12 protein-coding genes are annotated in these 13,166 nt (G+C 53.3%); all 12 read right to left on the bottom strand.

The window, feature by feature from the left end; translation table 11 throughout:
- Positions 1–49: 49 nt before the first annotated feature.
- The gene (locus tag ET810_RS03310) at positions 50–1,264 is read right to left on the bottom strand and encodes a phosphoglycerate kinase (RefSeq protein WP_087454024.1); all 1,215 of its coding nucleotides are present in this window, start codon (positions 1,262–1,264) and stop codon (positions 50–52) included.
- Between the two features lie 171 nt (positions 1,265–1,435).
- Positions 1,436–2,440, bottom strand: a complete 1,005-nt coding sequence (gene gap, locus ET810_RS03305; protein WP_087454025.1) for a type I glyceraldehyde-3-phosphate dehydrogenase — start codon at positions 2,438–2,440, stop codon at positions 1,436–1,438.
- A gap of 384 nt (positions 2,441–2,824) precedes the next feature.
- A complete protein-coding gene (gene whiA, locus ET810_RS03300; RefSeq protein ID WP_087454026.1) occupies positions 2,825–3,814 on the bottom strand; it encodes a DNA-binding protein WhiA in 990 nt (329 codons plus the stop codon).
- Positions 3,815–3,935: 121 nt separating this feature from the next.
- The gene (locus ET810_RS03295) at positions 3,936–4,964 is read right to left on the bottom strand and encodes a gluconeogenesis factor YvcK family protein (RefSeq protein WP_087454027.1); all 1,029 of its coding nucleotides are present in this window, start codon (positions 4,962–4,964) and stop codon (positions 3,936–3,938) included.
- A gap of 11 nt (positions 4,965–4,975) precedes the next feature.
- Positions 4,976–5,839 carry an RNase adapter RapZ gene (gene rapZ, locus ET810_RS03290; protein WP_216605323.1) on the bottom strand — a complete coding sequence of 288 codons (864 nt, stop codon included), beginning with the start codon at positions 5,837–5,839 and terminating at the stop codon, positions 4,976–4,978.
- Positions 5,840–5,962: 123 nt separating this feature from the next.
- Complete coding sequence (gene uvrC, locus ET810_RS03285; protein ID WP_087454029.1) at positions 5,963–7,990, bottom strand: excinuclease ABC subunit UvrC; 2,028 nt, start codon at positions 7,988–7,990, stop codon at positions 5,963–5,965.
- Positions 7,991–7,998: 8 nt separating this feature from the next.
- Positions 7,999–8,565, bottom strand: a complete 567-nt coding sequence (locus tag ET810_RS03280; protein WP_087454030.1) for a PH domain-containing protein — start codon at positions 8,563–8,565, stop codon at positions 7,999–8,001.
- Between the two features lie 204 nt (positions 8,566–8,769).
- Positions 8,770–9,243 carry a 6,7-dimethyl-8-ribityllumazine synthase gene (gene ribH, locus ET810_RS03275; RefSeq protein WP_087454031.1) on the bottom strand — a complete coding sequence of 158 codons (474 nt, stop codon included), beginning with the start codon at positions 9,241–9,243 and terminating at the stop codon, positions 8,770–8,772.
- 11 nt (positions 9,244–9,254) lie between these two features.
- Entirely contained in the window at positions 9,255–10,601 is a 1,347-nt protein-coding gene (locus tag ET810_RS03270) for a bifunctional 3,4-dihydroxy-2-butanone-4-phosphate synthase/GTP cyclohydrolase II (protein WP_404825527.1), read from the bottom strand.
- Positions 10,602–10,617: 16 nt separating this feature from the next.
- On the bottom strand, positions 10,618–11,259 hold the full coding sequence (locus ET810_RS03265) for a riboflavin synthase (RefSeq protein WP_087454033.1): 642 nt from the start codon (positions 11,257–11,259) through the stop codon (positions 10,618–10,620).
- A gap of 145 nt (positions 11,260–11,404) precedes the next feature.
- A complete protein-coding gene (gene ribD, locus ET810_RS03260) occupies positions 11,405–12,466 on the bottom strand; it encodes a bifunctional diaminohydroxyphosphoribosylaminopyrimidine deaminase/5-amino-6-(5-phosphoribosylamino)uracil reductase RibD (RefSeq protein ID WP_134315986.1) in 1,062 nt (353 codons plus the stop codon).
- 13 nt (positions 12,467–12,479) lie between these two features.
- A complete protein-coding gene (gene rpe, locus ET810_RS03255; RefSeq protein ID WP_087454034.1) occupies positions 12,480–13,154 on the bottom strand; it encodes a ribulose-phosphate 3-epimerase in 675 nt (224 codons plus the stop codon).
- Between the last annotated feature and the right edge of the window lie 12 nt (positions 13,155–13,166).

The raw sequence follows: 13,166 nt of genomic DNA, 5'->3' as shown, positions 1-13,166 counted from the left end.
TTTTAGTTGAGCTGCACTGCACCACATCAAGCGTTAAAAAGACGTAGAACTAGCTTTCCAAGACTGCAACGCCAGGTAATTCTTTGCCTTCCAGGAATTCTAGAGACGCTCCACCACCAGTAGAGATATGGCTAAAGCCGTCCTCATCAAGTCCCAGTAGGCGCACTGCAGCAGCAGAGTCGCCGCCGCCTACAACGGAGAATGCGCCGTGAGCGGTCGCCTCAATGATGGATTCCGCAACGCCTTGAGTTCCTGCGGCGAATGCAGGGAACTCAAAGACACCCGTCGGGCCATTCCAGAAGATGGTCTTAGCAGTAGACAGCACCTCTGCATAGCGCTTTACAGTCTCAGGTCCTACGTCAAGTGACTGCCAGCCCTCTGGGATTCCGTCGAGAGCCACCACAGTTTTCTCTGCATCTGCTGCAAACGTGTCTGCTGCGATGAGGTCCACTGGAAGAACGAGCTTCTCTCCGTGTTCTTCCAACAAACGCTGGCAGTTCTCGATCTGGTCTTCCTGCAAAAGCGACTTCTGCACGTTGATACCCTGCGCAGCGAGGAACGTGTAGCACATTCCGCCACCGATGATGAGCTTGTCTGCCTTAGCAGCAAGGGCTTCAATAACACCAAGCTTGTCGGAGACCTTGGCGCCACCAAGTACCACAACGTAAGGACGTCCTGGGGACTCCACTGCTTTCTGCAGCACAGTGATTTCTTTCTCCACCAACGTGCCTGCGTAATGAGGAAGACGCTTGGCAACATCGTAGACTGATGCCTGTGCTCGGTGAACCACGCCGAATCCATCCGAGACAAATGCGCCGTTTTCTGCTGCTAGTGCAACAAGCCGATCTGCGAACTCTCCGCGCTCGGCCTCGTCTTTGGAGGTTTCCCGAGGATCAAAACGAACGTTTTCCAACAGGAGCACGTCGCCGTCGTTAAGGCCATTAGCACGCTCATGAGCGTCTTCACCAACAACGTCAGCAGCCAGAGCTACATATTGTCCCAAAGCTTCTGATAGGGCTTCTGCTACTGGAGCGAGGGAGAACTTCTCATTCACTTCACCTTTAGGACGTCCGAGGTGCGCCATCAAGATCACGCGAGCGCCGCCATCGACCAGCGTCTTAATGGTAGGCAGTGATGCGGTGATACGCCCGGCATCTGTGATCTCGCGTGCGTCGTTAAGCGGAACGTTGAAATCCGAGCGTACGAGAACGTGCCGTCCTTCCACGCCTTCAGCCATCAGGTCTTTCAAGGTCTTTACAGTCATTGATTCTTCCGTTTCGTCGTTTGTGCTGCAGTGCTGCATTTGGATAAAGCAGCCCTCGTATAGGCACGCTACCAAAGCATAATGCTCCCAAAATAGCCCGGGGTGCACCACGGGGAGGCACACCCCGGGCTACAGGGTTAGACGAGCCATAGTTGGCTCTATATCGAAAGCTTAGAGACACTCGCCGACATACTCGGTCAGGGTAACGAGCTGGTTAGAGTAACCCCACTCGTTGTCGTACCACGAAACAACCTTGACCTGGTTGCCAATAACCTTGGTCAGGCCAGAGTCGAAGATCGATGCGTGAGGATCGGTCACGATGTCGGTGGAGACGATTGGGTCCTCGGTGTAAGCAAGAACACCCTTGAGCTCACCCTCAGCAGCTTCCTTGATCGCAGCGTTGACTGCCTCAACGGAAACTTCCTTGGAAGCGTAGAAGGTCAAGTCGGTTGCGGACCCGGTGATCACAGGAACTCGAAGTGCGTAACCATCGAGCTTGCCCTTCAGCTGAGGAAGAACCAGTGCAACAGCCTTTGCAGCGCCCGTGGACGTCGGAACAATGTTCTGTGCAGCAGCACGCGCACGACGCAGATCACGGTGTGGAGCATCGTGGAGACGCTGATCGCCGGTGTAAGCGTGAACGGTGGTCATCAGGCCGTTCTCGATACCGAACTTCTCATCCAAGACCTTGGCCATAGGTGCCAAGCAGTTGGTGGTGCAAGAAGCGTTAGAAATGATGTGGTGATTGGCCGGGTCGTAGTCAGTGTGGTTAACACCGACAACGAAGGTGGCGTCTTCGTTCTTTGCAGGAGCGGAAATGATAACTTTCTTTGCTCCAGCCTCGATGTGTGCCTGAGCGGCGTGAGCATCGGTGAAGAAACCTGTGGACTCAATAACGATGTCTACGCCCCACTCGCCCCACTTCAGATCCTTAGGATCGCGCTCTGCAGTGACGATGATGCGGTGGCCATCAACCGTGATGGACTCATCGTCGTAGGTAACATCCTTGCCCAAGCGACCCAAGATAGAGTCGTATTTAAGAAGGTGGGAAAGCGTGTGGTTGTCCGTAAGGTCATTGATAGCTACGACCTCAACGTCAGCACCACGCTCGGTCAGAGCACGGTAGAAGTTATGTCCGATGCGGCCAAAGCCGTTGATTCCTACGCGAATCGTCACTGTTTTATCTCCTCACAATAGAGTGATCGTGTTTGGAAGAAGAGCTGTGTGTTCTTTTCCGAATGTGTCCGAAAATTTCCACTTTGATGCCCGTTACAACCTCAATTTCATAGTGTACCGACACAATCGGAAACTCGCAGATGTTTTCACTCACCTCGATCGCTATTTTTAGCAACCCTGCCCCACCTTTACAGGGGGCAACACAGGGCGAAATGTTGTTTCTGTTGCGATCTTGCCCGTTTGTATCCATACAGAGCTGGGAGAATACCCCCTAACCGGAGGGGTATAGTCCACAAACATTTACCGCAGTTTGTTGAGACAGAAAAGGGAAAAACTTCCCATTGTGATTAGTATCATAATGGGAAGTTTTAGTGTCTAGATGCGCTAAACCTCATCAAGGAGATCGTCTGTAACTGCCACCGAAGTGTCCGGCATACCAAGTTCTTCCGCGCGTTTATCGGCCATAGAGAGCAGTCGGCGTATGCGTCCAGCGACCGCATCCTTGGTCATCTGAGGGTCAGCCAGCCGACCAAGCTCCTCTAGAGAAGCTTGGCGATGCTGCACTCTAAGTTGCCCGGCCTGTGCAAGGTGATCAGGAACATCATCTCCAAGAATCGCCATGGCACGTTCTACACGAGCGGCAGCAGCAACAGCAGCCCGCGCGGAACGTCGGAGATTTGCATCGTCAAAATTTGCCAGCCGATTTCCTACGGGGCGAGACTCCCTGCGTTGCCGCTTTTGATCCCATAGCAGTCTCGTAGCATGCGCTCCCATGCGCGATAACAAAGCCCCCACGGCGTCTCCGTCGCGAATCACCACTTTTTCCACGCCACGGGTCTCTTTGGTTTTTGCCGATAAACCGAGACGACGCGCACATCCCACCAATGCCAAAGAGGCCTCCTGACAGGGGCAGGCCACTTCCAAACCGGACGTTCTACCGGGATCGGATAGGCTTCCAGCCGCTAGGAAGGCTCCTCGCCATGCGGCTTCTGAGTCCGCAATAGATCCGGCAATGATATGTGGAGGAAGGCCTCGAACCTGATGCCCACTTCGCGTAACCAACCCCACTCTACGAATGAGGTTATCGGCATTGTCTGCTACTCGAACAACCTGCCGCGGCGCCTTCCTGCTGCTATTCAGAGGACCCAAATCAAGCACCTGCGATTCCACACCAAATAGGTCTTTAATCTCAGCAGCAATTCTTTGGGCCGGCGCCTCCTCGCCTAACTCAATATCCACGACAACTCGCCCAGCCACAGCGTCGATAGCCCCTGCAAAGCGGATCACGGCTGCCAGCTCAGCGATACGAGCTGATTGCCGAGGCACCGATACTTTGATGAGTTCTTCTTTAGCCTGGTCTGAAAGGTTGGGCACGGATTCTCCATCCTTTTTAGTGAGTCAAATCTTGTCCGCAAAGCAGTTAAAAAGCAGTTAAGGAAACAAAATGCTAGCTTAGCCTGTTTCTATCGAGCAGTAGAGCACAGGTGCACTAAGCCTACGACGGCCTACCCATCACTCTTTCTCTGCTTACTTCCAAGCGCAATGCACGTGCCAATTTTTCTGGATCATGCCGGTGGATAACCCGTCCGCGTTCATCGATCTCACTGAGATCATGAAAAGCAACGCGTGCACCGAGTGCTTGGGCAGCGCGTTCCAAGTGCTTGCGATCTGCACTATTAGGAAGCATCTGAGAGTCCACCACCACAACATCCGCTCGCAAACTTTGCGCATGTTGAGCAAGGATATGCAGATGGCGCTCAGCACTAAACCCTGCGGTCTCCCCTGGCTCTGCGGTGAGATTGAGGACTATCACTCGCACGGCCTGCGTTTCCTCTAGCGCTTCAGGAACACCGTCAGTAAGAAGATGCGGTATTACGCTAGAGAACCATGATCCGGGCCCTAGAGTGACCACATCTGCCTGCTTAATTGCTACTATCGCTTCTTCTGTGGCACGTGGGCGCTCGGGAATGAGGCGCACACGACGAACCGCCCCCGGGGTAGATGCCACAGCTACCTGTCCCCGGACCTCACGCATTATGCGAGGGTCCTCGTCGAGCCCGGAAACCTCTGCCGCGATATCAAGGGCTTCCGCGCACACCGGTAGGACGCGCCCCTCAGCACGAATAAGCTTTGCGACGACATCTAATGCCTTGATCTCACATCCCAGCGTGGCAAAAAGCCCCGCGATCAGTAAGTTTCCCACCGCATGCCCAGCTAAGGCACCGTGTCCGCCAAACCGGTGTTGGAGTGTTTGTTCCCACACATGCCCTTCTTCGTCGAAAGGAGCCAGAGCGGCAAGCGCCATTCTTAGATCGCCCGGAGGAACTTGACCTAGTTCTCGACGAATGCGGCCAGAGGAACCTCCGTCGTCTGCAACGGTCACGATTGCATCGATGGCAGAGGGCTCAAGCAGCCTCACAGCCCTTAATGTCTGAAACAACCCGTGTCCGCCACCAAGGCTTGCTACTTTGAGCCCCTTGCCATCTGTTGCGGAGAGAGAGTCAGATACTTTCTGAGATGCCATACTCGCCTCGCCTATCCTCGCTGAATGTCTCGATGTGACACGCTCACGTCTAGCTCCGGTACTTCCCGTAGCCTACGACCAATTTCTTCCGCGATGGCAACCGAACGATGGTGTCCGCCTGTGCAGCCGATGGAAACAGTAATAAAGTTCTTTCCCTCGTGCTTAAAACCTGGCTGCATGTCCAAAAGCATGGTGATGAAGTTGTCCAAGAATTTTTTTGCGCCCTCATCAGCAAGGACGTAGTCGGATACCGGCTTATCCACACCACGGAATGGGCGGAGTTCGGGAATCCAGAAGGGATTCGGGAGGAAGCGGACGTCGACAAGCACATCCGTGTCGCGCGGCGATCCATGTTTGAATCCAAAAGATTGCACCGTGACGTGTTGAATCTTTGTAGCAATGCCTGCAAAATTCAGCTCAATGGAACGCCGCAGGTCATGCACAGATAAATCCGAAGTATCAATGACTAAATCAGCAGATTCTTTAATCTCATTCATGATTTCGCGCTCGCGCTCAATGCCAATGGACAGCGTGCCACTTCCTTGCAGAGGATGCGTACGACGCAAATTGTCAAAGCGCTTAATGAGCACGTCGTCACGCGCATCCATGAAAAGCACAAGCGGGTTTAAGCCGAGCTCGGAGAGATCCGTAATCACTTGTTCAAGGCTGCCGCTGAACTCACGCGAACGAACATCTGAAACAAAAGCGACTTTGTCTACTGGCGAATGCGGGTCAGCACATAGCTGTACAAACTCAACGACCAGCTGTGACGGAACATTCTGGGCAACATACCAGCCCATGTCCTCTAGCACGCGGGCAGCGGAGCTCAGTCCCGCGCCGGAAAGCCCCGTAATAACAACGGGAGGAATCTTCATCTGTGGTTCTTTATCAGTTTTAACATTTACATTCACAAAGGCCAGTGTAGCGAGATACCTTCTACGTTGTCCCAGTTTGATCAGCAGCCGAAAGAATTGCGCCGATTCTGGTTGAACCAAAAGTCATTCAGTGTGCAGAGCATCAAACACGTTCTGTGCTAATCGCGGGCCAAATCCCTTGACCGCAGCTATCTCTTCCACGGATGCAGCCTTCAGCTTTTTCACCGATCCAAAATGTTTGACCAGTTCGCTTCGTCGTGTCTGACCGAGGCCTTTGATCTCGTCCAACGCAGAGGCACGCATCCTCTTAGAGCGTTGCTGGCGATGGAACGTAATGGCAAACCTGTGCGCCTCGTCTCGTATTTGTTGGATGAGATACATCGCCTGCGAATTACGCGGAAGAATGACTGGCTCATCGTCCTGAGCCACCCACAGCTCTTCCAAGCGTTTCGCAATGCCTACCAATGCAACGTCGTTCACGCCTAGTTCTTCAAAGACCTCATCAGCGGCCGCTACCTGCGGCGCGCCACCATCAACGATGAATAATTGCGGCGGATAAGCAAAGCGTTTACTGTGCTCCACCGTTTCATCTGAGAACGTATAGCCATCAAATTCTTCAGCCTCCGGAACAACGAGCTTATCCTTGTGATGCCGAATAAACCGCCGGCGCACAACTTCTGCAATGGAGGCCACATCATTTGAATGCCCATCTCCCGCGGCATCCTTGATTTTGTACCTTCGGTAATCGGATTTCTTGGGCAAACCGTCTTCAAAAACAACAAGAGAGGCGACGACGTCTGTTCCCTGAATATGGGAAATATCAATGCACTCAATCCGTAGCGGTGCTTCCTCCAAAAATAACGCTTCCTGCAGTTCCTGCAGTGCCGCCGAACGTGCAGTAAGGTCACCAACGCGTTTGAGCTTATGCTGGCGCAAGGCTTCCATCGCATTCGCATGGACGGTCTCCGTGAGCGCCCGTTTATCGCCACGGGCCGGTACCCGTAGGTCTACTGCACTCCCACGCAAGTGCGAAAGAGCTGCTTTGGTGTGCTCCATGTCCAAGGGCGCAATTTCTACAAGTACCTCCTTGGGTACCATGCTTCCTCGTAACTGATAGGAGCTTAAATGCTCATCGACGTATGAGAACTGATCCACCCCACGCCGTACAACATTCGCCTCTTCTTTACTGGTTTCTTCCTCCAGCTGCACCGCATCTGAATAGAAACGAATAAGAAAAGCCTGTAAAAGTTCTTGAAGCTCCTCTTCCGAATTATCTGTGCGCTCTACGATCCACCCGCGCTGCCCTTTGACTCGACCCGCACGAACGTGGAAAAGCTGAATGGAAGCTTCCAGGTCATCTGCACTCATCGCTATAACGTCAGCGTCGGTCCCATCACCCAACACCACAGCCTGCTGTTCCGTGATTTTCTGTACAGCTTGAAGATCGTCCCGCAGCCGAGCGGCGCGCTCAAAATCCAACTCCTCGGCAGCTGTAAGCATCTGTGAGTTAAGAGAAGCCACCACTGCATCCGTTTTCCCCGCCATGAATGAACAAAATCCGTTGACAATATCGCGATGCTCTTGTTCAGTCACTCTGCCGATGCAAGGGGCGGAGCACTTATCGATATAGCCCAAGAGACAGGGACGTCCCAGAGACTCGTGCCGGTTAAAGACTCCTTTTGAACACGTCCGGACAGGGAATACTCGCGTTAATAGGTCCAAGGTTTCTCGCACCGCCCAGGCATGGGAGTACGGGCCAAAATAGCGGATACCTTTGCGTTGTGGACCACGGTAGAAGAATGCGCGAGGGAATCTTTCCTCCACAGAAACGGCAAGCACCGGATAGGTTTTATCATCGCGATACTTCACGTTGAAGCGAGGATCGAATTTCTTAATCCATGTATATTCCAGTTGCAGCGCTTCCACTTCGCTGCCCACCACAGTCCATTCCACGGACGATGCGGTGGTCACCATCTGGCGGGTACGCGGATGTAGTACAGATAAATCCTGAAAATAATTGGATAAGCGTGAGCGAAGATTCTTCGCTTTTCCCACGTACACTACCCTGCCATGGGAATCCCGAAATTTATAGACCCCTGGGTCCGTAGGGATGGAACCAGGGGCAGGACGATACGTTGAAGGATCAGCCACGATTCGCCTTAATCCTCCGGCATATAGTTTGCTTCAAGTGCCCGGAAGCGTTCTACGGCTTGCAGCCCGGCAAGACCGTCTGCGGATTGGAAAGCCCACAATGGAACGTATTCAAAATCAGGAAGCTCAAGTCGCGCCATGCGACTTCCCTCTGGAAAGTTAAGACCGTACACCAAAACCCACGGATAAAACCGGGACCCGATGAAGTTACGCACATCGACGCCATCTTCATTGACCCGAACCCGGGGGCGAGATAAAGCGAGGAAAAATAGCCCAGCAAAAACGACTCCGACGAGGAGATAGCCCCACTGGTCAATCAGCGTGACAGTCGTACCGGTATCCCCGATTGCAACGACGATTGCCAAAAAAATGTGGAGGCCAAGAACAACAGCGGCACTTACCCAAGCCCATATTTTTAGCTTGCGGGAAGTGACAACCTGTTCCCAAGGTTTAGTCGTAGTCAGCGGCGCATCTTGCGCGACGTACTGGTGAATCTCCGCCTCAGTGAGACGCCCAGACCGTGCCTCGGAGCTCGGGCTACCCAGTTTCACATTTTCTTCCGACTGTGCGTCCACTGTACGTTCTCCACGACCTTCTCAACGTTGTCTTCACTGATCAGCGAGGCAGGTAATACGGCACCTTTACCTGCTTTACACGAATCGCTGAACATCCTACTCGGTTGCGTAGCCAGCTACACACTCGTTGGCTGCTCAGCTGTTTCTTTTCACCATATTTAGAAAAATTTTACCTTATCGCTCTACCATACTCCCGTGGCAGTTCTAGGCACCGTCTAAAGAACGAAGCACCACCGCTGTATGGAGAGCCGCCACTGTAGCCTCTGCGCCCTTGTTTTCTACAGAGCCTTCAAATCCGGCTCTATCTCTAGCTTGAGCTTCAGTCTCTGTAGTCAGCACACCATTGCCGATGGGAGTCTGTTCATCAAGAGCAATCCGGGTAAGCCCTTGGGTTACGGAATCACAGACATAGTCAAAATGGGGCGTTCCACCGCGGATGACGCATCCTGATGCTACGACGGCGTCGCAAAGCTTAGCCAAACGTTGCGCCACTATCGGAAGTTCTAATGCCCCTATCACCCGGCGCTCAATCACCTGCGCATGGCACCGCTGTGCCGCGGCGATCGCTTCTGAGTGCAATCTCTGGCAGATTTCTTCATTCCACGTCGATGTCACGATGCCGATAGTCAAGCCTGTAGCGTCGACATGCGTGATATCTGGTAGTCCATCTTTACTCATAAAGCCTCCTGTTACTCGTGCTCGCTCACGTATGTTTCGATCCATGGCAGATCATGGCGCATCCGATCCCGCTTTGTGGTCAAATAGCGAAGGTTATCTTCATTCACTGAAACTTCCACTGGCGTCCGACCAGATACCTCCAAGCCATAGCGAGTCAAGCCCTCATGCTTGCTGGGATTATTGCTCAACAAGTTAGCTGACTGCACACCCAAGTCACGCAGGATAAAAGCAGCTATGCCATAATCACGGGCGTCTGCGGGCAAACCCAATGCAAGGTTCGCGTCTACGGTATCTACCCCACCATCTTGGAGATGATATGCCCGTAGTTTCTCAGCCAAGCCGATCCCGCGGCCCTCTTGGCCCCGCAGATACAGCACCACGCCGCGTCCTTCTTCCTGAACCATTGCCATCGATGCATGGAGCTGTTGCCCGCAGTCACAACGCCTGGATCCAAATACATCTCCAGTCAAGCACTCCGAGTGGACACGAACAAGGACATCTGTTCCGTCATTATCAGCAATATCACCGACCACGAGCGCCACGTGCTCCACTCCATCAGACAGTGCCCGGTATCCCACAGCCGTGAAAAATCCGAAGTCTGTGGGCAGTCGGGTGGATGCCACCCGTTCAGCTATTGGCGTAGCAACCTGCGTGTCCACGGCCGCCGGCCCCTCATAGGGTTTCACTGGGTCATGCTTTGTGCGCCACTCGATCATTTGATCAATGGAGATCAGGGCTAGGCCGTGTTTATTTGCAAATCGACGCAGTTCAGGCCCCCGGGCCATGTCGGTGGGATCGTCCTCGCTTACCACTTCACACAACACGCCCGCCGGCCGTAATCCAGCTAACCGAGCTAAGTCAACAGCTGCTTCTGTATGTCCAGGCCTTTCGAGGACACCACCGGGCAAGGCCCGTAGAGGAACCGCATGCCCTGGACGAGTAAAATCGCCCGGGGTTGAAACGGGATCCGCCAATGTTTGGATGGTATGCGCCCTGCTGGTAGCGGAAATTCCAGTGGAACCCGTGTTGGCATCCACTGTTACCGTATATGCAGTTCCTCGGGCATCTTGGTTATGGGCAACCATCGGAGGAAGCGCTAGCCTGTCACAATCTTCACCTGTCAAAGACGCACAGATATACCCCGAAGAATATCGGACCATGAACGCCACAAGCTCAGGCGTTGCTTTTTCCGCGGCGAAAATAATGTCGCCTTCGTTTTCACGATCCTCGTTATCAACAACGATAACGGCTTTCCCCGCAGCAATATCCGCAATCGCAGTGTCCACGGAGTCGAGGCGGACGCGATCAGGGTGTCCAGTGTCATCGTGAGCTGACTGACCAGGTATGTCGATATGGATAGTCACGATGATAACTCTAGCGCGCGTCCAGATTCACGATGCTCGTCGGGGGAACCGCTTGCGCTCTCAGCATCCGTTCCACGTATTTGGCTAATACGTCTACTTCGAGGTTCACACGGTCACCCAACTGACGCTGCCCATGTGTTGTTGCTTGTAAAGTAGTAGGGATAAGGGATACCTCAAACCAATGATTGCCCTCGGTTTCTCCCAGACCAGAGACGGTGAGAGAGGTTCCGTCCACAGAAATCGAACCTTTTTCCACTACATAGCGAGACAACTTTTCAGGCAAGGTAAACCGCAGAACAGTCCAATGTTCTGATTGCTCTCGTGCTATCAGCTCTGCAGTGCCGTCCACATGACCTTGGACAATATGACCGTCGAGACGCCCATCTGCACGTAATGCGCGTTCTAGATTAACCGGTGCACCTACCTTGAGCTCCCCTAAAGACGAACGTACGAGTGATTCCTGCATGACATCCGCGCTAAAAAACCCTTTTTGGATATCAGTAACGGTCAAACACACCCCGTTCACAGCGATGGAGTCCCCCAACGACGTGCCCTCAAGCACCTTATGCGCTGCAATGGAAAGAACAACAGAATCCGATAGCTCTTCCAAGGCTGCCACGGTACCGACTTCTTCTACTATTCCGCTAAACATATTTTCCTTATCGATTCTCTTGCCCACGATTGTTGTACTACGAAAATGCTTATCGACGTCCCACGCATTCTGAACTAGCGCCCCCGCAAGAAAAGCCGCCAACCACACGGCTCTGCGAAGGCACCTGTTCCCTGGGGATCTAACGCTAGTGCTGCCTTACTAAGACCCGCAGGACGTCCTCGCCCAGCAGCTCCACTCGTTGCGTATGCATGTGCGTGGCAGTACTCAGAGTGGGAGAAATGCTGCGAGCAAGAGCGTTCCTACCCGCCCCTAGGAATAGAGGTGCGGAATAATCATGGAATTCATTAATAACGCCTCTCTCAAACGCTGAGGTAATAAGCCCTGCGCCTCCTTCTAAAAGCACATATCGACATCCTCTGTCCCACAGATTGTGCAGAGCCTCATCCAGATCCAAAAACTTCAAGACAGTCGGATCATTGAGGTGTGCATTCTCCGGTAGGCTCTGCGAGCCGACCACAACGCGAAGAGGTTGGCACAAGTGCTCCTCCCCTTTGGGATCTCTCGCGGTAAGCCTCGGGTTATCTGCCAAGGCAGTTCCAGTTCCTACGACAATTGCGTCAAAAAATTGCCGCTGGTGAGTTGCATAACTGCGTGCTGCTTCACCAGTAATCCATTGCGAGGTGCCATCAGCTGCCGCAATAAACCCGTCTATTGTATGAGCTGATTTTCCCACTACATAGGGACGTTGTAAGCGCTGAGACTGAAGCCAGGGGCGTAGGGCTCGAATAGGCAAATCCAAAAAGCTAACGCGGACTCCATTTTTCTGCAAAAACTCGTGTCCACCGCCTTCTTTTCCGCCTGGATCTTTAAGGCAGTAGACAACCTCAGCGATTCCTGCATCAAGAAGCGCTTGGGTACAAGGTCCAGTCCTTCCCTGGTGATGACAAGGTTCCAGCGTCACCACAATCGTGGCACCGCGAGCAGCAGTGCCTGCAGCTCGAAGCGCCATGACCTCAGCATGTGGTCCACCTACTGGTTGGGTATATCCGACCCCAGCGATGTCTCCCTGCGGAGACACCACGGCCGCACCTACCGGTGGGTTAGGGCTCGTCGATCCTTGGGCGAATTCTCCTTGTTCAACAGCTGCATATAAACCAGCCAGGACTGACGCAGAAAGACCATAGGTGGTTAAATCTCTATGCTCACTAAAAAGGCCCACTCCTTGACCGTTAAGTCCAAAGGGCAAGCCAATTTTCTTGTTATCGTGCACGCTGCGCCAATTCTCTAAGCTCATCAATCGCCGCATTGCGATCGCTGTGCTTATACACCGCCGAACCAGCCACAAAGGCATCGCAGCCGGCTTCAGCGGCATGCGCTATGGTCTCTGCGGAAATTCCTCCGTCGATCTCGATAATGACGTCTAGCTTTCGTGTATCGATCTCTTGACGCAACGTCCGAACTTTCTCAAGCTGATCAGGCATAAATTTTTGCCCACCGAACCCAGGTTCCACGCTCATCACCAGAACCTGATCAAACTCCTCCAGGTGCGGAAGGTACGGCTCAATAGCCGTGCCAGGGCGCAAAGAAAACCCGGCGCGAACGCCTCGTTCTCTGATGTGCTGTGCCAGTGCGCTGGGGTTCGAGGTGGCTTCTACATGGAAGATCACGCAGCTAGCGCCGGCCTCGATGTAGTCATCGACCCATTTCTCGGGTTCCTCGATCATAAGGTGAACGTCAAGGGGTTGTTCCGTCGATTTATGGGCGGCCTTGGTGATGTCAGCACCAAAAGAGAGATTGGGGACAAAATGGCCGTCCATAATGTCCACATGGATCCAATCGGCGTGTGACACCTCTGCGATCTCTTCCCCTAACTTGGAAAAGTCAGCGGAAAGGATCGACGGAGCGATAATGGGTTGGCGCGCTTCTGTAGTCATAACTCAGTATCT

It is taken from the genome of Corynebacterium silvaticum (genome assembly GCF_004382825.2).
GTDB lineage: Bacteria > Actinomycetota > Actinomycetes > Mycobacteriales > Mycobacteriaceae > Corynebacterium > Corynebacterium silvaticum.
Note: the sequence above shows the minus strand (reverse complement) of the source record. Positions and strands in the feature narration are given on the sequence as shown.